The following is a 20130-nucleotide window of genomic DNA, read 5'->3' as shown; positions in this document are numbered from 1 at the left end:
GAGCAAGCTCCCTCGCCACAGGGATTGTGCGTTACTTCTGCATCACGCCTACAAACAACTCTGACGCCAGAAACCGCTGCAACCACCCCTGCAACCGCACATAAGGCGTCTGCCCGAACCACTCGCGATCGACATGGGCGAATTGCCGTATGAACGGCATCAACGCCACATCCGCCAGGCTCGGATGCGCCGCCAGCAGGTAATCGCGTCCCTCCAGCAACACCTCCAGCTTGCGCAGGAACACCTCACCTTCAGCACGATAGGTTTCCATCGGCTGCTCGGGGTAACGCTCGGCGTATTTGTAGCGATTCAAATGCACCTTGAACGTCTGATCGTTCTCTTCAATCAGCGCGGCGATGTGCGCCTGTCCGGCAGGATCACCCTTGAGCAACCAATCCTGCGGATCGTTCTGCGACAAGGCCCAGTGCATGATCGCCAGGCTTTCATCGATGACTTGACCGTCGATACTCAGCACGGGGACCGTGCCCTTGGCCGACAGCGCAAGCATTTCGGCAGGTTTGGCTTTCAGGCTGACCTCGACAATCTGCACCGCTACGCCCGAATAGCGCAGGGCCATGCGCGCCCGCATGGCGTAAGGGCAGCGGCGGAACGAGTACAGCGTATTCATTTGACCTCCAGGGTACTCAAGCCATTGCCCTGGCGTTGGACCTGAATCTGCACCGGAATCCGCTCATGCATTTCCTGCACATGGGAAATCACCGCGACCTTGCGGCCCTGGGCTTGCAAGCCGTCGAGTGCGTCCATGGCCAGTTGCAGGGATTCCGGATCGAGGCTGCCGAAGCCTTCGTCGATGAACAGCGATTCGATTTTCAGTGTGCTCGAAGCCATCGACGCCAAACCGAGCGCCAGGGCCAACGACACCAGGAACGTCTCGCCGCCCGACAACGAATGCACCGAACGCAGCTCATCGCCCATCTCGGTGTCCATCACCAGCAACCCGAGCATGCTGCCGCCGCGTTTCAGGCGATAGCGCCGCACCAGTTGTCGCAGCTGTACGTTGGCGTGATGCACCAGCAAGTCGAGGTTGTAGGCTTGGGCGATCTTGCGGAAGGTGTCGCCGGTCGCCGAGCCGATCAACGCATTCAGGCGAGCCCAGCGTTGATACTCGCTGTAGGCGTCGGCGATCTGCTGCGCCAGGGCTTGGTTGGCATTCTGCCGACGCTGATCCTCGGCCTGTTCGGCGCGCAGTTCGGCGCAACGGTGTTCGCTGGCGGCGAACAGGTTTTGCAGGTCTGTCAGTGCCGTGGCGAGTTGCTCGGCATCGAGATTGCCGTTGTGTTGCGCCTGATGATTGAGCAGGCGCTGGTCCCGTTCCTGCAATCGCACGTTGGCCTGTTCGATGGCTTTTTCGCTTTGCTGCAAGTGCTGCCGCAGTTCGCTGACGTGCTGGTCGTCGACGCTCAGCAGCGCTTCCAGTCCGCCATCGTCGAGCTCTGGATGCAAGGCGCGCCAGTCGGCGATCTTTGCGCTCAGTTCGCGGTCTTCGGTTTCCAGGGCCAGCAGGCGCTCTTGTCTGGCTTTGAGTTCAGCGGCCAGTTCGACTAACCGCGTGCGCACGGTTTGCAGTTCCTGATGGGCTGTTGCCTGGGCAGTGCGCGCCTGTTCGACGGCTTGATCCAGTTGCTGCTGCCAGTGTTCGGCGCTGCTGTGTTCGCCCAGCAATTGCGTCAGCCGTTCCTGGCAAGCCTGTTGTTGCTCGGCGAGGACGGTGAATTGCTGCTGCGCCAATTCCAGTGCCTGGGCGCGGGCCAGTTGGCGGTCCTGTTCTTTTTCCAGTGTCTGCTGGCGTTGTTGCTGTTCGCCGAGCTCATCGCGTTGCTGTTCGAGTTGCTCCAGGCGCTGGGCGATCTGCCGGTCGAGTTGCATGAAGGTCGCGGCCGGCTCGTTGCGCAAGGCCTCCAGTGTCTCGGCCGGAAGCAGGGTGCTGAAGGCGCTCAGCTCTTCGTCGAGACGCTGGCGATCACTGCCCAGCTCACGCTGCTGGTTACTCAGGTGCTGCGTCGCTTGCTGGCTAGCTGCCTCGGCACTGCGCAGTTGCTGCTGAAGGCGAGCCGCGTCTTGCTGCAGGGTGAGCAGGGCGGTCTGCCGTTGTTCATCCTGGGTGATGCTCTGGTTTAACTGGCTGTTTTGCTGCGCCAGCCAACTGTCGCGCTTGTTCGCGTCCTGAGCCAGCAGTTGCGTCGACAACGGATGGGCTTCGAGGCTCGGCGTCAGGCCTTGTTGCTGGCTGGCGAGTTGCTCCTGTTGCTGCAGCAGTTCTTTTTGCTGAGCAATCAAACCGCCGACTTCACCGCGCAAATCGGTGAGTTTCTCTTTCAGCAGGTCGACGGCCTTCTGCGCATTGGCCTGCTCGCTTTCATCGTGGCGACCGAGGCTTTGCAGCAACGCTTCGGGTTGATGATAGGGATGGTCGGGGCTGCCGCAGACCGGGCAGGGCTGATCGTCCTGTAGCTGTGCGCGCAGTTCTTCGACGCTGGCGCTGCGAGCCAGACGCTGACGCTCCAGCAGTTCGCGAGTGACGGTCAGGGTCTGTTCGGCGATGACCAACTCGTTCTTGGTCTTCACGCCGTCCTGGGTCAGGCGATCACGTTCCTGCTGGGCGCTGAGCTGGCGTTGCGTCAGCTCGGCGCTGCGCTTGTCGATCTCCTGCTGGCTGGCCCACAGCCGTGTCAGTTCTTCAAACGCCCGCAGTTGTTTGCGGTTGTCCTGCAACAAGTTGCCCAGTAACTGGATTTGTTCGGCCACGGCTTCCGGCTCGGCACCGGCTTCTTTGTAGAGCACTTCCAGATGCTGCTTTTGAGCCGTCAGTTCTTCGCCGGCGCGGGCGGCGCTTTGCTCCAGAGCCGCCAGTTCAGCCTGGCCCTTGTTCAAGCGATTACCGATCAACATCAGCTGTTGCAGGCGATCACGGTAGGCGTTCCACGCCTCGCTCAACGGTGCTAAATGCGTGCTTTGCTCAAGCTCCCCGGCAATCCGCTCCAGACGTGCAGCCACCTGTTTTTGTTGCTCGAGCAGGCCCTGAATTGTGTGCTGTCCTTGAGTGCTGGCCAGTTCCGCTTGTTGCTTGTGCTCTGCACTCACACTGGCGTCTTTGACCAGCCGAGCGAGGGTGCTTTGCTCTTCAAAGGCCTGGCGCAGCAACGGAGCTTTTTTCGTGTGCTGGCTTTGGGCGTCGACCAGCGCGGTCTGCGCAGCGCTCAAGCTCTGTTCGAGTTGCGCCTGCCGCTCGTTCAACTCGGCCTGCTGTTGGATGTGCTGCTGAATCTGCGCCGCCAGCGGGGTGAGCTGGGCGGTGAGTTCGGTCTTGCGGGCGAACTGGTGCCGTTGCGGGGCCAGTTGTTCCAGGCGCGTCAGCTTCAACCGGTCGCCAGCCAGGCTTTCCCAGTGCTGCCGGGCGCTGGTCAGCTGTTCGGTGGCGCTCTGTTGTTCGTCCTGCAATTGCCGCAGGTCCTTGAGCCAGGTGTGCTGCAATTCAAGTTGTTTGAGCTGCGCTTGCTGGGTCTTGAGTTGCTGCTGCGCTTCGTTGAAGCGCGCATCGAGCTCGGCCCGGGCTTCGGGAGCCAGTGGCGTCACCCCCGTGGCCTGATCCTGCAACAGCTTGTGCGCTTCACGCGCCTCTTTGGCTTTGTCGAAGGCGCGGCGACCGAGGCGGGTGTACAGCGCGGTATCCGTGAGCTTTTCCAGCAGTTCGCTGCGTTCGTTGTCGTTGGCCTTGAGGAAGGCACTGAACTCGCTCTGGGCCAGCAGCACGGCGCGGGTGAACTGTTCGAAGTTCAGGCCCAGCACGGCTTCGAGCTGGGTTTTGAACTCGACTTTCTGACTGGCCAGCAACTGATCCTGATCGATGTCGCGCAGACTCTGGCGACTGGCTTGCAGCTTGCCGCCGGCCTTTTCGCGAGCGCGATTGGCTTCCCAGCGCGCACGGTAACGACGGCCATCGATGCCGACGAAATCCACCTCGGCATACCCTTCGCCGGTGCCACGCCGCAGCAAGGTGCGCGGGTCGCCGGTGCTGATTTCGCCATCGGCGTCCGGTGCCTTGGCCGACACCTGAGCGTTGCTTAATCGCGGAACAGCGCCAAACAGCGCGAGACACAAGGCGTCGAGCAAGGTGCTTTTACCCGCGCCGGTCGGCCCGGTGATCGCGAACAGGCCGGCACTCGCCAGCGGTTCAGCGGTAAAGTCGATTTCAAAGGGCCCGGCCAGCGAGGCGAGGTTTTTCAGGCGGATCGCGAGGATCTTCATGGTTGTTCGCTCTCCATCTGCACGTCCTGCAACAGCTCGGCAAAGTCTTTCAGCGTTTGCTCATCGACCTCGCTGCCGTAGCTGTCCTGCCAGGCACGACTGAACAATTCCTGCGGCGTGAGCTGGTCCAGTTCGATCAACGTGGTGCCGTCTTCGACACCCTCGCGACTGCCGTTGCCGGCATATTCGGCGGCAATGCGCACCAGGCGCACGGCTTTGCCTTGAAGGGCGCTTTCAACCTGGTGACGCAAGTCGGGTTGTGGTTCGTCGAGACGCACCCGCACTTCCAGCCACGGCTGGCGCTGGATGTCGGCCAGCAAATCGATGTTCGGCAGGTCGGCCAGTTGCAAGAGAATCTCGGCCAGCGGTGCCGGGCCGATGCGTTGCAGGTTGACCGCACGGGGAATCAGTTTCGGTTCGACGCTGACCAGAGTTTCACCGTCGAGCGTGACGTCGAGAATCTGATGCTGATAGCCGATTTCCGAGAACGACAACGGAATCGGCGAGCCGCTGTAGCGGATGCGCTCTTCACCGTTGACCTTCTGCGGCTTGTGTAAATGCCCCAGCGCGACGTAGCTGATGCTCGGCCCGAACAGGCTGGCGGGCAGGGCTTCGGCATTGCCGATGATCAGGCTGCGCTCGGAGTCTTCCGAGACAGAACCACCGGCCATGTGCGCATGGCTGATCGCAATCAGCGCCTGGCCAGGCTTGCGCTTGGCATTGGCCGCTTCGATCAGCCACTCGTGCACCTGACCGATGCCGCGCAAGTAGTTGTCACCCAACTGCGCGCCGGTCACTTCGGCCGGGCGCAAAAACGGCAGCGCCAGGCACCAGCCGGCGATTTCCCCGCTGGCATCCGGCAACGGCAGTAACAGCCGTTCGGCGTCCAGTTGACCGTCGTCGAGCCACAGCACTCGGCCGAGCGCATGGGTGCGCAAACGGCGCATCAACGGCGCGGGCAGTTCGATCCGCGAGCCGGAGTCGTGGTTGCCGGCGATGATCACGATGGTCAGCAACGGTTGCTGCTCGTGGGCGCTGACGATGAATTCATAGAGGCGTTCCTGGGCTTTGACCGGCGGGTTGACCGTGTCGAAGATATCGCCGGCAATCAACAGCACATCAGGCTGGTCCAGCTTCAGCTGGCGCAACAGCCATTCAAGAAAGCAGGCGTGCTCGAAATCGCGGTCCTGGCCATGCAGGTTTTGCCCAAGGTGCCAGTCGGAGGTGTGAAACAGACGCAAGGCGTACTCCGTAGGAAAATAAGGTGATGGCCGCGTGGAAATTGATGGCGGCGAAAAGAGTGGGAGTTTACTGGCAAACCGTCGTTTGGGTGCGGCAAGGGGGGGTATTTTTGCCCTGACTTAAAGTATTCGGCGATCTTTAGGCCGTCATCGCGAGCAGGCTCACTCCCACATTGGTCCTGCGTTAACTCCAATGTTGTGTCCAGTACCGTCCCTTGTGGGAGCGAGCCTGCTCGCGATGAACGATGATGCGGTGTTACTTCGGATACAGCGGCGGCAGGCCACTGTCTCCCACCGGATCCTGAACCCGTTCGGCAATCGGGATCGCTTTGATCGCCCGCCACAGTTCTTCGCCTTGCCAGTGCTGGCCGGTTTCGCTGTAGAGCGCGCCGTTCAAGCCGTCCAGTGCGTCGGACAGTGGCACGAAGCGGGCGGCCATGTCGGCGAGGGTTTCCGGTTGTTGCCGGGCCCAGGCGTCGAGGGCCTGGCGGGTGGCGTGGGGATCGTTGGCCTGGCAGGCGCGCTTGAGTTCGTCGAGGACGGTGCGTGGGCTCGGGCCGGTCTGCGCGGCGCGCAGCACGGCGGGTTGCCAGCGGCCACGCCACCAGAGACCGAAACCGAGCAGGGTGGTGCAAGCCAGGATCAGGGTGCTGAGTTTCCAGCGCCAAAGGGTTTCGCTGTCGGCTGCGGACATGACCGACGGCGTGCCAGCCGGAGTATCGACCACCAGGCTCGGATTACTCGCCACTTGCAGGCTTCGGGCCGGCAGGCTGCTGTGTTCCAGGTGATCTTCGAAGGTGTTCCACCAGACCACTTCCACCGCAGGCAACTCGATGGCGCCACTGCGGCCCGGCACCAGCGCTTCGCGCTCTTCACGACTGCCGATCAGGCCGCGCTCGGTGCTTTGGTTGCTCAGCACCGGTTGGTCCGGGTAACGGCGCAGGCCGTTGACGTCGGTGGCCGGCAGCGGCGGCAGTTGGGAACTGGCCAAGCCTTCGGCCTTCAAGGTCATGCTACGAGTCAGCGAATCACCCGCCTGCGCATGGTCCGGCTCCGGGTTCCAGCTTTCGCTCAGGCTCAGGCTACGGGCCGGCAACCAGGGCAGGTCGGCAGGGTAGGTAATGGGTTTGGCCTTGACCGTCAGCAGAATCGGAGTGGAGCTGACACGCATCAGTTTCCCGGACTTCGGCGCCTGGGGGGCGTCCTGGGTGGGTTGGGTGTCGACGAGCGTGGCACTGAAAATCTGCGCCGGAATGGTCAATTCGCCGCTGTGTTGCGGGTAGATCGCATAGCGCATTTCAATCACGCCATGACGCAGGCCGTTGATGGCTTTCTCGTAAGTGCGCGACTCGCCCAGTTGTTCGATGCGCGCGTCGGGAATCTGCAACGGAGTCAGGCTGCTGTCGTCGTACAGCGACACCGAATGATAGATGCGCAAAGTCAGGATGGCCTGGGCCTGCACATAAACACTGGACTGGTCGAGGCTCGCGTCGATAAACACCGGGGCCAGTTTGTTCGCGGTGTCCTGGGTTTCGCTTTCGACCACTTGCACGGTAATCGGCTGGCTCTGCACCTCGCCCAGTTGCAGCGGTGGAATCGTCACGCTGCCGTTTTCCTTGGGCAGCAAGGTGATGATCCAGCGCGTGGTAGCGCGGTTATCGCCGTTCAGGGTGGTCAGTTGGTTGACCTGGCGGGTGCCACGCACTTCGAACAGCGGTTCCAGCGGTGCCAGGTCAGGCTTGCCGAATTGGGTGACGTCGTTGGATTCCAGGGTCAGTTCGACCGTCTCGCCGGAGTTCAGGCGACTGCGATCGACACTGGCGACCAGCGCCGCCGCCTGAGCCTGGACGGTGCTGAGCAGCAGGGCGAGCATGAAAAGGGTGAAGCGGGTCATCGCGTTTTTTCCTGATCCTGATGTTGTTGCTGTTCGTACCAGAATTTGCGCCTGAGCAATTCGCCCGGGTCATCGGGGATCTTGCGCAGCCATTGCTCCAGCGCCTGACGCTGTTCGCCGTCGATATTGTCGCTGGCCGGCCGCATCGGTGGTGTGGTGCTTTGCTCGTCCCCCAACTCGCTGCCCGGGACTTCATTGGCGCCCGGTTTCGGCGGTGTTGTGGCCTGTTGCCCGGCGTCCGGCGTGGTCTGCCCGGCGTCGGACTTCGGTGGATTGTTGTCCGCGGGCTGTGTGGCGGCACCCGGTGGCGTTTCTTGCTCGGTGTCCTTGGTCTCGTCATCGGCGGATTTCTGCGGCTCAACCGGTGGCGGTGCGTTTTTCTGTTTGAGCAGACTTTCTACCAGTGCCTTGTTGGTCTGCGCAGGGCGCAGATCCGGCTGGCGTTCCAGCGCCTGATCGTAAGCGTCCAGCGCCGCTTCCAGCTCACCGCTTTTGGCCAGGGCATTGCCACGATTGTAGTGGGCGTGGGCATCGTTGCCTTCGGCGAACCGCTGGGCGGCGCCGCTGTAGTCGCCGGCCTCATACAGCGCGACGCCTTGCCACTGCGGATCCTCAAAATGCTGCGACGCCTTCGCCGGATGGCCTTGCCTGAGCAGATGCAGGCCCCGTTGATCGGGACGCAACCACAAGTCTTCAAAGTCGAAGGCATAGCTCGGTTGCGGCAACAGGAACAGTAAAGGCAGGCAGAACAACCAGCCACGGCGACCGGCGCACGCCGCCAGTAGCAACAGCGGCAGCAGCAGCCAGTAACCCTGATCCGCCCAGGTGTCCAGGCGCAAGGTCTGGCCGTCGTTGCGCAGGGTGCGTGGACCGTCAAGCAGGCCGAGCCCGCGCAGGTCGGTATCGCCCAGTCGCGCTGGGCGATAGCGTCCACCAAGCTCGTTGGCAAAAGCTTTCAGGCTTGGACTGTCCAGGTACGGCACAAGGATCGCGCCCTGGTCGTCCTTGAGAAAACTGCCGTCCTCCTGTGCGACCGGTGCGCCTTCGGCGGTGCCGATGCCGAGCATCAGGAACTGCGTCGATTTTCGATCCAGTGCCTGGCGAATGCCTTCACGTTCCAGGTCCGTCAGGGTGGAACCGATCAACAGGATCCGGCCTTCACCCAACCCCCCCTGACTCAGCAGTGCCAGGGCCTTGGTCACAGCGAGGTCCGCGCGATGGCCGGCTTCGGGCATCAGCGACGGCTTGAGCGCATCGAGCAGATTACGGCTGGTCGACAGGTCATCCGACAGAGGCACCAGGGTGTGGGCGCTGCCGGCGTAAACGACGATTGCAGTCTGGGCGTCGCTGCGCACTTGCAGCAGGTCCAACAGTTTGCGCCGGGCCTGTTCGAGTCGGTTCGGCGCAACGTCGGTGGCGAGCATTTCCGGGGTCAGCTCAAGCACGACCACCAGCGGGTCGGCGGGTTTCTGACTGATTTGTTCGACGCGCTGCCAACTCGGCCCCAACAAGGCCAGGACGGTCAGTATCCACGCCAGGCCGAGGACGACCCACGGCAGTTTGCTGTCGCGCCCGTTTCCACCGCTCAGCAAAGCAGCGTGGAAGGCCGGTGGCAGGATCATCTGCCAGCGCCCGGCGCGTTTTTGTCGATGCCAGAGTTGCCAGAGCAGCCAGCCCAACAGCGGCAACAACAGCAACCACCAGGGGCGGAACCAGTACGGCCACAGCGCACTCATCGGCGCCTCCGCAGGCGCAGGCGTTTGAGTCGCTGGCGCCAGTCAGGCAATTGCGTTTGCAAAAACAGGTCCTTGGTAAAGAGCCGTTGCAGCGGGTTGTCCGGCCAACGCTCGCGCACCACCAACAACATGCTCAACAACAATGCCAGCGCCAAAGGCCAGTGATACAGCGCCTGCGCCGGGCGGGCCTGGGTCGGTTGTTGGGTCACGGGCTCAAGTGTGTCGAGGGTGTCCTTGATCGTCTGCAGCTCTTTGCCATCGTGGGCGCGGAAGTACTGACCACCGGTGACTTGGGCGATGGCCATCAACGCCGGTTCATCCAGATCCAGGCTCGGATTGACCCCCAGGAACCCCAAGGTGCCGCTTTGCTCCGGGTCAGCGCCGATGCCGATCGGGTAGATTTTCACGCCTTCCTTGGCCGCCAGGCGCGCCGCCGTGAGCGGGTCGATTTCACCGCCATTGTTGGCGCCATCCGTGACCAGGATCAACACACGGCTCTGGGCCGGACGCATGCGCATGCGCTTAATCGCCAGGCCGATGGCATCACCGATTGCCGTGTTCTTGCCGGCGATACCGATTCGCGCTTCGTCGAGCCACACGCGCACGGTGTGCCGGTCGAACGTCAAGGGCGCTTGCAGGTAAGCCTGGCTGCCGAACAGGATCAGGCCGACACGGTCACCGTCGCGACTTTCAAGGAAGTCACCGAGCAAGTGCTGAACCAGCGACAGTCGGCTGACGTCTTCGTCCTGCCACTGCATGTCGGGGAAATCCATGGAACCGGACACGTCCACGGCCACCAGCAGATCGCGACCACTGGCGGCAATCGGCAGGGGATCGCCCAGCCATTGCGGGCGCGCCGCCGCTATCAGCAACAACAGCCACAACAGAATGAACGGTGCTTGCTGGCGCCAGGCCGGCAGGTTGGCGCGCGCACGGCGGCGGGCGAGGCCTTCGAGGTCATGGAGGAAACTGACCTTGAGCGCCGGTTCGCCACTGTCGGCCACCGGCAGCAGGACGCGCATCAACCAGGGCAGCGGCAGCAGGGCAAAGATCCACGGCCAGGCGAACTCAAACATGTTTGCGAATCCAGGTGTCGATGGCTTGAGTGAGGCCGGCGATGGCCTTGTCGTCGAGTTTGCATTCGGGTTTGTAGGCGCCTTCGACCAGCACCATCCAGCGGGTCAGACCGGCGGCCGGGCAGCGGTTGTCGAGGAACGCCAGCCACTTGCGCCCGTTGAGGGTGTGGCTCTGGCTGTAGGGGTAATGGTTGCGGCACAGGCGTTTGAGCAACCCATTGAGTTGTTGCAGCCAGGCGCCGGCCGGTGCGCCGTCGTAGGGCTTTGGCATCCGCGCCAATTCGGCGAGTGCGGCGATACGCACCGGGTCCAGCGGTTGTTCGGCACGGACGATCGGGCGCTTGTTCGGAATGAATCGCCGCGCCTTCCACAGGCCGAAACCGATCAGCGGCAGCAACAACAGCAACAGCCACCAGCCGGGCGCGGGGGGCCAGAACTCGATGGGCGGCGGGGTAATCAGCGGTTGCAGTTGATCGAGGCTGCTCATCGACCTTTCCCCGGTTTCTGTGGGTTGAGGTACTCGCGCAGTTGCTCGACCATCTCGCTCTGGGTGCTCAGCGGCATCAGCAATACCCGCAGTTTTTGCGCGAGCAATTCCCAGCGGGCGATGCGCGCTTCGGCCTGGGCGCGGTAGGTCTGGCGCAGGTCGAAATTCAGGGTGTCGAGTTCCAGTTGCGCGCCACGTTCAACGAAACGAAGCAGCCCGGCGGCGGGCAGGGCGTGGTCCAGCGGATCGGACAGCGGCAACAGCAATAGGTCGCAATGGCGCGACAACAGGCTCAGTTGCTGTTCAGAACCTTCGGTCAAGGCGCGTTCATCGCAGATCACAATCACCAGGCTGCCGGGGCGCAGCACCTCCCGTGCACGACGCAGGGCCATGTTGAGGGAATCGCGGTTCTGTTCGCTTTCGGTGTGCAGCGACTGATTGACCCGCACCAGACGGTTAAGCAGTTGCAGCAGGCTTTGTTTGCTGCGCCGGGGTTTGATTTCGTAGTGCTCGTTGTCGCCGAACACCAACCCGCCGACCCGGTCGTTATGGCCAAGGGCCGCCCAGCCAATCAGGCTCGCTGCCTGAGCGGCCAGCACTGATTTGAACATCAGCCCCGAACCGAAAAACAGCCGACGGCTTTGCTCGACCATGATGAAAATCGGTCGCTCGCGTTCTTCGTGAAACAGCTTGGTGTGGGGCTCCTGGGTGCGGGCGGTAACGCGCCAGTCGATGGTGCGCACGTCGTCGCCGGCCTGATAAACCCGAACCTGATCGAAGTCCACGCCACGGCCGCGCAGTTTGGAGTGGTGCAGGCCGATCAGGGGGCTGCGCTGGCTCGGCGTGGAAAACAGCTGCACTTCGCGCACGCGATGGCGCATCTCGATCAGCTCGGCGAGGCTGACGCGGATGCCCGGCTCGGGCGGAAGGAGGGCGTTCATGGGGGTCAAGCGACGGCTACGACGTCGAGAATCCGCTGGACCACCCGGTCCTGATCGATGCCAGCGGCTTCGGCTTCAAAGGACAGAATGATGCGGTGGCGCAGTACGTCGAACAGCACGGCCTGGATGTCTTCCGGGCTGACGAAGTCGCGACCGGCCAGCCAGGCATGGGCCCGGGCACAGCGATCGAGGGCAATCGAACCGCGAGGACTGGCGCCATAGGCGATCCACTCGGCCATCTCCGGGTCGAACTTGGCCGGGGTGCGCGTGGCCATGACCAGTTGCACCAGGTATTCCTCCACGGCGTCGGCCATGTACAGGCCGAGGATTTCCTTGCGTGCGGCAAAAATCGCCTGCTGGCTGACCCGGCGCTCAGGCTTGGTTTCGCCGTTCAGGGCTTCGCCACGGGCCTGTTGCAGGATGCGGCGCTCGACGGCGGCATCGGGGAAGCCGATTTTCACGTGCATCAGGAAGCGGTCGAGCTGGGCTTCCGGCAGGGGATAGGTGCCCTCCTGCTCGATCGGGTTTTGCGTGGCCATCACCAGAAACAGCGGTGACAGCTCGTAAGTGCTGCGCCCGACACTGACCTGGCGCTCGGCCATGGCTTCCAGCAATGCCGATTGAACCTTGGCCGGGGCGCGGTTGATTTCGTCCGCCAGCACCAGGTTATGGAAGATCGGGCCTTGCTGGAACACGAAGCTGCCGGTTTCCGGGCGATAGATTTCCGTGCCGGTGATGTCGGCCGGCAGCAGGTCGGGGGTGAACTGGATGCGATGGAACTGGGCTTCGATGCCTTCGGCGAGTTCTTTGATGGCCTTGGTCTTGGCCAGCCCCGGGGCGCCCTCAACCAGCATGTGGCCGTCGGCGAGCAAGGCGATGAGCAAGCGCTCGATGAGTTTTTCCTGGCCGAGAATCTGCGTTGAAAGAAAGGTTCGCAGCGCTAGCAGCGCTTCACGATGTTCCATCGATGACTGTTCCTGGAAAGGGTGACCGAAGACGTTCGAATAACGCCAGGGCTGGGGGCGTTACTTTAATCCATCGCGGGGGGCGGCGACTAACGGCATTTTGTGCAAAGTGTGGGAAATGGTTGGGGAAATTGTTGGAGATTTGTAGCAGGGGAGTGATTGGGTGGCTGTGCCGGCCCCACCGCGAGCAGGCTCACTCCTGCATTGACGGTGTACGACGATCAACTGTAGGAGTGAGCCTGCTCGCGATGGGGCCGGTCAAGGCACCCTCAAATCTCTCTTATATAGGTGCCAGTGCCCTTAAGGATGTTCTGCAAGGTTTCTTCCACTTCAGCCAGATCGCTCGCATCGGTGCTGTGAGTGATCTCCAGCGAATCATCCCCATTCAACGCATCCGCATCCGCCGCGGCGATTTCAATCAGCAAGCGAGTTGCGCTCAAGGTCACCTTCACGCCATCCAGCGTCGAAGGCTCGCCATCAAGGGTGATGTCCAGCGCGTCCTCGTCGGGGTAACGAGTCATCAGGAACATGTCGCCCTGATCGCTGTGGCAGCAGAGCATGGCCATGTTGTCTTCTTCGTCATCGCACGGGTTGACGATCAAGAGTGCGGTGGTCATTTGCATGGGGAAATCCTGGCTCGGCGAGCATCGTGAACGCAATAAAAGGCGATTCTGCCAGCCCTCGGGAATTTCTGCTTGTCTGAGTGTCAGATCATGTGTCGTGAACACTTGGAGTGTTACTGGTCATTTCTGGTACGGATGTGCCGCAAAACCGGGGATAAAGCGCCCGTTTTCCTGCACGACTGCTAGTGTTGTTCGAGGCGCATGTCGTGAGCTGCGTACCGATGACCGAATATGTCGCAGCGCCGCAAGCACAGGCCTTGCCGCACTCGTTAAGCTGCGCATCGAATGGATATCCGTAAAGACAGTGTGCAATTCATCGCACAGGCGTTTTTGCCGATACCCCTTCATGGAAGGTGAATGTGACCTGAGTGTCTCGTCCAGCTTCACCCACCTGTCACCCTGTTTCCTCTGCCCGAGAATCAGGAACAGGGTGACGGATCGCCCCGAAAGGGGTTTTGCACGCGACGCTTCCATCAATAACAAGCCCAAGCGGAGTACCACAGATGGCGTTCTTCACCGCAGCCAGCAAAGCCGACTTCCAGCACCAACTGCAAGCGGCACTGGCCCAGCACATCAGTGAACAGGCACTGCCACAAGTGGCGCTGTTCGCTGAACAATTCTTCGGCATCATTTCCCTGGACGAGCTGACCCAGCGTCGGTTGTCCGACCTCGCCGGCTGCACCCTTTCTGCGTGGCGCCTGCTTGAGCGCTTCGATCACGCGCAACCGCAAGTGCGCGTCTACAACCCGGATTACGAACGCCACGGCTGGCAGTCGACCCACACCGCGGTCGAAGTGCTGCACCACGACCTGCCATTTTTGGTGGACTCGGTGCGTACCGAGCTGAACCGTCGCGGCTACAGCATTCACACCCTGCAAACCACTGTGCTGAGCGTGCGTCGCGGCAGCAAGGGCGAGCTGCTGGAAATCCTGCCGAAAGGCACCCAGGGCGAAGGCATTCTGCAAGAATCGCTGATGTACCTGGAAATCGACCGCTGCGCCAACGCGGCCGAACTCAATGTCCTGACCAAAGAGCTGGAGCAGGTTCTCGGTGAAGTCCGCGTCGCGGTCACCGATTTCGAACCGATGAAAGACAAGGTCCAGGAAATTCTCTCCGGCCTGGACAACAGCCAGTACGCCGTCGATCCAGAAGAAAAAGCCGAAATCAAAAGCTTCCTGGAATGGCTGGTGGGCAACCACTTCACATTCCTGGGCTATGAAGAGTTCGTGGTTCGCGATGAAGTCGACGGTGGTCACATCGTCTACGACCAGGATTCCTTCCTGGGCCTGACCAAACTGCTGCGCACCGGCCTGACCTACGATGACCTGCGCATCGAAGACTACGCCGTGAACTACCTGCGCGAACCGACCCTGCTGTCGTTTGCCAAGGCTGCGCACCCAAGCCGTGTACACCGTCCGGCTTACCCGGATTACGTGTCGATCCGCGAAATTGACGCCGACGGCAAAGTCATCAAGGAATGCCGTTTCATGGGCCTGTACACCTCTTCGGTGTATGGCGAGAGCGTGCGGGTCATTCCGTACATCCGCCGCAAGGTCGAAGAAATCGAACGCCGTTCCGGCTTCCAGCCCAAGGCTCACCTGGGCAAGGAACTGGCGCAGGTGGTCGAAGTGCTGCCGCGTGACGATCTGTTCCAGACGCCGGTGGACGAGCTGTTCAGCACCGTGATGTCGATCGTGCAGATCCAGGAGCGCAACAAGATTCGCGTGTTCCTGCGCAAAGACCCGTATGGCCGTTTCTGCTACTGCCTGGCCTACGTGCCGCGCGACATCTACTCCACCGAAGTGCGCCAGAAGATCCAGCAAGTGCTGATGGATCGCCTGAAAGCCTCGGACTGCGAGTTCTGGACCTTCTTCTCCGAGTCCGTGCTGGCACGCGTGCAACTGATTCTGCGCGTCGATCCGAAGAACCGTCTCGACATCGACCCGGTCCTGCTGGAAAAAGAAGTGGTCCAGGCCTGCCGCAGCTGGCAGGACGACTACGCCAGTCTGGTAGTCGAAAGCTTCGGCGAAGCCCACGGCACCAACGTGCTGGCTGACTTCCCGAAAGGCTTTCCAGCCGGTTACCGCGAGCGTTTCGCTGCCCATTCGGCCGTGGTCGATATGCAGCACCTGCTGAGCCTGACCGAAAAAAATCCGCTGGTGATGAGCTTCTATCAACCACTGGGCCAGGTGTCTGGTCAGCGCGAATTGCACTGCAAGCTGTATCACGCCGATACACCGCTGGCGCTGTCCGACGTGTTGCCGATCCTGGAAAACCTCGGTCTGCGCGTGTTGGGTGAATTCCCGTATCGCCTGCGCCACAACAGTGGCCGCGAGTTCTGGATTCACGACTTCGCGTTCACCGCCGCTGAAGGCCTGGAACTCGACATCCAGCAACTCAACGACACCTTGCAGGACGCCTTCGTCCACATCGTGCGTGGCGATGCCGAGAACGATGCGTTCAACCGCCTGGTGCTGACCGCCGGCCTGCCTTGGCGCGATGTGGCGCTGTTGCGTGCCTACGCCCGTTACATGAAGCAGATTCGACTGGGCTTCGACCTGGGTTACATCGCCAGCACCCTGAACAACCACACCGACATCGCTCGCGAGTTGACCCGGTTGTTCAAGACCCGTTTCTACCTGGCGCGCAAGCTGACCAGCGACGATCTGGAAGACAAGCAGCAACGCCTGGAACACGCGATCATTGCCGCGCTGGACGAAGTCCAGGTGCTCAACGAAGACCGTATCCTGCGTCGCTACCTGGACCTGATCAAGGCCACGCTGCGAACCAACTTCTACCAGACCGATGCGAACGGCAAGAACAAGTCCTACTTCAGCTTCAAGTTCAACCCGCACCAGATTCCAGAGCTGCCCAAGCCAGTACCGAAGTTCGAAATCTTCGTTTACTCGCCACGCGTCGAAGGCGTGCACCTGCGCTTCGGCAACGTCGCTCGCGGTGGTCTGCGCTGGTCTGACCGTGAAGAAGACTTCCGTACCGAAGTGCTGGGCCTGGTAAAAGCCCAGCAAGTGAAGAACTCGGTCATCGTGCCAGTGGGCGCCAAGGGCGGCTTCCTGCCGCGTCGTCTGCCACTGGGCGGTAGCCGAGACGAGATCGCGGCCGAGGGCATCGCCTGCTACCGCATCTTCATTTCGGGCCTGTTGGACATCACCGACAACCTGAAGGACGGTGCGCTGGTTCCGCCGGCCAACGTCGTGCGTCATGACGACGATGACCCGTACCTGGTGGTCGCTGCGGACAAGGGCACTGCCACCTTCTCCGACATCGCCAACGGTATTGCCATCGACTACGGCTTCTGGCTCGGCGATGCATTCGCATCGGGCGGTTCTGCCGGTTACGACCACAAGAAGATGGGCATCACCGCCAAAGGCGCGTGGGTGGGCGTTCAACGTCACTTCCGCGAGCGCGGCATCAATGTCCAGGAAGACAGCATCACCGTGGTGGGCGTCGGCGACATGGCCGGTGACGTGTTCGGTAACGGCTTGTTGATGTCCGACAAGCTGCAACTGGTCGCAGCCTTCAACCACTTGCACATCTTCATTGACCCGAACCCGGAGCCGGCCAACAGCTTCGCCGAACGTCAGCGCCTGTTCGACCTTCCGCGCTCGGCCTGGTCGGATTACGACACCAGCATCATGTCTGAAGGCGGCGGGATCTTCTCCCGCAGCGCGAAAAGCATCGCGATTTCCCCGCAGATGAAAGAGCGCTTCGACATCCAGGCGGACAAACTGACCCCGACCGAACTGCTGAATGCCTTGCTCAAGGCACCGGTAGACCTGTTGTGGAACGGCGGTATCGGCACCTACGTCAAAGCCAGCACCGAAAGCCACGCCGATGTCGGCGACAAGGCCAACGATGCACTGCGCGTGAACGGCAACGAACTGCGCTGCAAAGTGGTGGGCGAGGGCGGTAACCTCGGTATGACCCAACTGGGTCGTGTCGAATTCGGCCTCAATGGCGGCGGTTCCAACACCGACTTCATCGACAACGCCGGTGGCGTGGACTGCTCCGACCACGAAGTGAACATCAAGATCCTGCTGAACGAAGTGGTTCAGGCCGGTGACATGACCGACAAGCAACGTAACCAGTTGCTGGCGAGCATGACCGACGAAGTCGGCAACCTGGTGCTGGGCAACAACTACAAGCAGACCCAGGCCCTGTCCCTGGCGGCGCGTCGTGCCTTGCCGCGGATCGCTGAATACAAGCGCCTGATGAACGATCTGGAAGGTCGCGGCAAGCTGGATCGCGCCATCGAGTTCCTGCCGGCCGAAGAAGCCATCAACGAGCGCGTCGCTGCAGGCCATGGCCTGACCCGTGCCGAGCTGTCGGTGCTGATCTCCTACAGCAAGATCGACCTCAAGGAAGCGCTGCTCAATTCCCAGGTGCCGGACGACGACTACCTGACGCGCGACATGGAAACCGCTTTCCCACCAAGCCTGGTGAGCAAGTTCTCCCAAGCCATGCGCCGTCACCGTCTGAAGCGCGAAATCGTCAGCACCCAGATCGCCAACGATCTGGTCAACCACATGGGCATTACCTTCGTTCAACGACTCAAAGAGTCGACCGGCATGAGCCCGGCGAACGTGGCCGGTGCGTATGTGATCGTGCGTGACATCTTCCATCTCCCGCATTGGTTCCGTCAGATCGAATCCCTGGATTATCAGGTTTCCGCCGACGTGCAACTGGAGCTGATGGACGAGCTGATGCGCCTGGGCCGTCGCGCCACGCGCTGGTTCCTGCGTGCCCGTCGCAACGAGCAGAACGCTGCCCGTGACGTTGCGCACTTCGGTCCGCACCTCAAGGAGCTGGGGCTGAAGCTCGACGAACTGCTCAGTGGCGAGATCCGCGACACCTGGCAGGCCCGCTATCAGGCGTACGTCGAAGCCGGTGTGCCGGAGTTGCTCGCACGTATGGTGGCTGGCACTTCGCACTTGTACACCCTGCTGCCGATCATCGAGGCCTCCGACGTGACCGGCCAGAACCCTGCAGACGTGGCCAAGGCCTACTTCGCCGTGGGCAGCGCGCTGGACATCACCTGGTACCTGCAACAGATCAGCGCTCTGCCGGTTGAAAACAACTGGCAGGCCCTGGCCCGTGAAGCGTTCCGTGATGACGTCGATTGGCAGCAACGTGCGATCACCATCTCCGTCCTGCAACAGGGCGACGGCACTCAGGACGTGGAAACCCGCCTGGCGCTGTGGATGGAAGAGCACGAAGGCATGATCGAACGCTGGCGCGCCATGCTGGTGGAAATCCGTGCCGCCAGCGGCACCGATTACGCCATGTACGCGGTGGCCAACCGTGAGTTGCTGGATCTGGCGTTGAGCGGGCAAGCGGTAGTGCCTGCGCCTGTCACAGCAGCTGCGGAGCTGGAACCGGCTGCCTGATCGGCTGTTGAATGAAAAAAACCCGCATTGAGAGATGCGGGTTTTTTTTTGGGGTAGACGTGCTCATTTCATTGTGATTAAAGGCAAGATTATGCTGAGCGCTAGTACGACGCTTGAAGTTGTTTTGACTCAATGGCTGATAGTGTCTCTGTGGGTTGCATCACTAAATTGTTGAGCGATTGATCAAACTTTTGCAGTGCCCGAATTTGCACATTCTGTTGCTCGTTAATATCCGCCACAATCTCTTCACTGCGCTTGTAATCGGCCCATAACGGACTCAACGCTTTGGCATCATGCCCTTGAGCAGTGCCGATGTAATTGAAGTTTGAGTCGTAGAACTGCGCACTCACATGCGCTTCGATATCCGAACTGCGCGATGTGATCAATTGGCTGCGGGTGTCGACAATGGCGACCACGTCGGGCTTCGCCGCCCTGAGGCTTTGCATGTCCGGATACACCGTCACCGAGCCGAACTGGCGTTGTAACGATGCCTTGACCCAGTCCACGGCATGGTCCGGTCTGGAGGTGGCCACGTAGGCGTCGTGGATCGATTGCACCAGCAGGCTCTGGCCGAAGCCGGTGCCGGCGTTGGCCTGGTAGTGTTGCAGGTAGTCGCGGTTGGCCTGGGTGTTGCGGCTGTAGACGATACCCAACGAAACCTGGTGGCCGTTAGGGACGTGCGTGGCATTGCTGCGGCCAACCGGTCCAGTAAAAAGGCCTTCCAGCGAAGAGCCGGCTTTGGGCGCAGTGGGAACAGAGCAGCCCGCCAGGATGAGGGTCATTGTTAATGTACTGACAAGCGCAAGTTTCATGGTGTTACTCCAGTGAAACAACATGAGTCGGAAGTTGTAATGTCGGAATATCCGGCGAGTTATCCAGACTAAACCTGTCGCTGCACAATGAAATAGCCAGTCGCTGCACTTCTTGGCTGGGCGATAGTTTAATTGGGTTTAAGCGAGGCCCAGTAATTACGCCGGGAAATAAAAAGGCCCGAAATGTTAATTCGCGCCTTTTTATTTATGGCTATCCCTTCAGCTATCAGTTTTCCAAGGGGATCAACACTTTCTCGTCGGGGGACAACACCATGAATACCAACAGTTTGGCAGGCTTGGTTGCACTGGCGTTTTTCGAAACCAGGTGTTCCGAACCGGCGGGTTCGTACCAATACTGTCCGGCCTTGTAAGTGATTGCTTTCTCACCCTTCACTTGAGAAATAACCGCACCTGACAGCACGTAGGCCATGGCAGTGCCTTCATGCTTATGGGCAATCGACGATTGGCCGGGTTTGTAGTCGACCTCGATCATCATGGCTTTTTTGCCGGGCACGTTTTTCAGCGCTTCATCCTGCAATACCGTGATCTTTTCTGAAGGGCCTTCGTGAGCAATGGCAGTCGCAGAAACGGTCAGGGCGAGGGCAGCCAGGGGAGCAGCAAGGATACGCAAAGCTTTCATGGTCATTCACCTGCGGTTGGTTTAGTTGTCAGAAACAACAGTAG

At 61.0% G+C, this 20130-nt stretch carries 13 protein-coding genes; 1 reads left to right on the top strand and 12 read right to left on the bottom strand.

Annotation, left to right across the window (positions count from 1 at the left end):
• Positions 1–31: 31 nt before the first annotated feature.
• From AC1ROI_RS21960 to AC1ROI_RS21915, 10 genes are all read right to left on the bottom strand, one after another.
• Positions 32–628 (bottom strand): glutathione S-transferase, encoded by a 597-nt coding sequence (locus tag AC1ROI_RS21960; RefSeq protein WP_102594843.1) that lies wholly within the window; start codon positions 626–628, stop codon positions 32–34.
• Positions 625–4266: an SbcC/MukB-like Walker B domain-containing protein gene (locus tag AC1ROI_RS21955; protein ID WP_102594844.1), complete on the bottom strand. Its 3642-nt coding sequence runs from the start codon at positions 4264–4266 to the stop codon at positions 625–627. The genes AC1ROI_RS21960 and AC1ROI_RS21955 overlap by 4 nt, the downstream gene beginning before the upstream one ends.
• The gene (locus AC1ROI_RS21950; protein WP_010459857.1) at positions 4263–5507 is read right to left on the bottom strand and encodes an exonuclease SbcCD subunit D C-terminal domain-containing protein; all 1245 of its coding nucleotides are present in this window, start codon (positions 5505–5507) and stop codon (positions 4263–4265) included. The genes AC1ROI_RS21955 and AC1ROI_RS21950 overlap by 4 nt, the downstream gene beginning before the upstream one ends.
• Positions 5508–5763: 256 nt before the next feature.
• Complete coding sequence (locus AC1ROI_RS21945) at positions 5764–7401, bottom strand: BatD family protein (protein WP_102594845.1); 1638 nt, start codon at positions 7399–7401, stop codon at positions 5764–5766.
• Positions 7398–9137, bottom strand: coding sequence for a tetratricopeptide repeat protein (locus tag AC1ROI_RS21940; protein WP_010459861.1), 1740 nt, complete (start codon positions 9135–9137; stop codon positions 7398–7400). Before AC1ROI_RS21940 ends, AC1ROI_RS21945 begins: the two co-directional genes overlap by 4 nt.
• Positions 9134–10213, bottom strand: coding sequence for a vWA domain-containing protein (locus AC1ROI_RS21935; protein WP_102594846.1), 1080 nt, complete (start codon positions 10211–10213; stop codon positions 9134–9136). The genes AC1ROI_RS21940 and AC1ROI_RS21935 overlap by 4 nt, the downstream gene beginning before the upstream one ends.
• Positions 10206–10700, bottom strand: coding sequence for a DUF4381 domain-containing protein (locus AC1ROI_RS21930; protein WP_102594847.1), 495 nt, complete (start codon positions 10698–10700; stop codon positions 10206–10208). Before AC1ROI_RS21930 ends, AC1ROI_RS21935 begins: the two co-directional genes overlap by 8 nt.
• Positions 10697–11641: a DUF58 domain-containing protein gene (locus AC1ROI_RS21925; protein WP_010459867.1), complete on the bottom strand. Its 945-nt coding sequence runs from the start codon at positions 11639–11641 to the stop codon at positions 10697–10699. The genes AC1ROI_RS21930 and AC1ROI_RS21925 overlap by 4 nt, the downstream gene beginning before the upstream one ends.
• A gap of 5 nt (positions 11642–11646) precedes the next feature.
• Positions 11647–12606 carry an AAA family ATPase gene (locus tag AC1ROI_RS21920; protein WP_003218556.1) on the bottom strand — a complete coding sequence of 320 codons (960 nt, stop codon included), beginning with the start codon at positions 12604–12606 and terminating at the stop codon, positions 11647–11649.
• A gap of 269 nt (positions 12607–12875) precedes the next feature.
• Positions 12876–13229, bottom strand: a complete 354-nt coding sequence (locus AC1ROI_RS21915) for a hypothetical protein (protein WP_102594848.1) — start codon at positions 13227–13229, stop codon at positions 12876–12878.
• A gap of 503 nt (positions 13230–13732) precedes the next feature.
• Between AC1ROI_RS21915 and AC1ROI_RS21910 the strand changes: the two genes are divergently transcribed.
• Positions 13733–18634 carry an NAD-glutamate dehydrogenase gene (locus AC1ROI_RS21910; RefSeq protein WP_102594849.1) on the top strand — a complete coding sequence of 1634 codons (4902 nt, stop codon included), beginning with the start codon at positions 13733–13735 and terminating at the stop codon, positions 18632–18634.
• 101 nt (positions 18635–18735) lie between these two features.
• On the opposite strand, the gene AC1ROI_RS21905 is transcribed toward AC1ROI_RS21910, so the two are convergent.
• Together AC1ROI_RS21905 and AC1ROI_RS21900 are read right to left on the bottom strand one after the other, a co-directional pair.
• On the bottom strand, positions 18736–19446 hold the full coding sequence (locus AC1ROI_RS21905; protein ID WP_010459884.1) for a hypothetical protein: 711 nt from the start codon (positions 19444–19446) through the stop codon (positions 18736–18738).
• A 226-nt stretch (positions 19447–19672) separates the two neighbouring features.
• A complete protein-coding gene (locus AC1ROI_RS21900; RefSeq protein ID WP_010459886.1) occupies positions 19673–20086 on the bottom strand; it encodes a cupin domain-containing protein in 414 nt (137 codons plus the stop codon).
• Positions 20087–20130: the final 44 nt, after the last annotated feature.

The sequence above is a fragment of the Pseudomonas sp. GW823-FHT02C02 genome (assembly GCF_058797635.1).
The sequence above is the reverse complement of the archived record's forward strand: the minus strand, read 5'-3'. Positions and strand labels throughout refer to the sequence as shown.

What these genes read in the sequence shown, in the direction of transcription:
- AC1ROI_RS21960 (WP_102594843.1), bottom strand. Translation starts at nt 628, where the DNA reads ATGAATACGCTGTACTCGTTCCGCCGCTGCCCTTACGCCATGCGGGCG.
- AC1ROI_RS21955 (WP_102594844.1), bottom strand. Translation starts at nt 4,266, where the DNA reads ATGAAGATCCTCGCGATCCGCCTGAAAAACCTCGCCTCGCTGGCCGGG.
- AC1ROI_RS21945 (WP_102594845.1), bottom strand. Translation starts at nt 7,401, where the DNA reads ATGACCCGCTTCACCCTTTTCATGCTCGCCCTGCTGCTCAGCACCGTC.
- AC1ROI_RS21940 (WP_010459861.1), bottom strand. Translation starts at nt 9,137, where the DNA reads ATGAGTGCGCTGTGGCCGTACTGGTTCCGCCCCTGGTGGTTGCTGTTG.
- AC1ROI_RS21935 (WP_102594846.1), bottom strand. Translation starts at nt 10,213, where the DNA reads ATGTTTGAGTTCGCCTGGCCGTGGATCTTTGCCCTGCTGCCGCTGCCC.
- AC1ROI_RS21930 (WP_102594847.1), bottom strand. Translation starts at nt 10,700, where the DNA reads ATGAGCAGCCTCGATCAACTGCAACCGCTGATTACCCCGCCGCCCATC.
- AC1ROI_RS21925 (WP_010459867.1), bottom strand. Translation starts at nt 11,641, where the DNA reads ATGAACGCCCTCCTTCCGCCCGAGCCGGGCATCCGCGTCAGCCTCGCC.
- AC1ROI_RS21920 (WP_003218556.1), bottom strand. Translation starts at nt 12,606, where the DNA reads ATGGAACATCGTGAAGCGCTGCTAGCGCTGCGAACCTTTCTTTCAACG.
- AC1ROI_RS21915 (WP_102594848.1), bottom strand. Translation starts at nt 13,229, where the DNA reads ATGCAAATGACCACCGCACTCTTGATCGTCAACCCGTGCGATGACGAA.
- AC1ROI_RS21910 (WP_102594849.1), top strand. Translation starts at nt 13,733, where the DNA reads ATGGCGTTCTTCACCGCAGCCAGCAAAGCCGACTTCCAGCACCAACTG.
- AC1ROI_RS21905 (WP_010459884.1), bottom strand. Translation starts at nt 19,446, where the DNA reads ATGAAACTTGCGCTTGTCAGTACATTAACAATGACCCTCATCCTGGCG.
- AC1ROI_RS21900 (WP_010459886.1), bottom strand. Translation starts at nt 20,086, where the DNA reads ATGAAAGCTTTGCGTATCCTTGCTGCTCCCCTGGCTGCCCTCGCCCTG.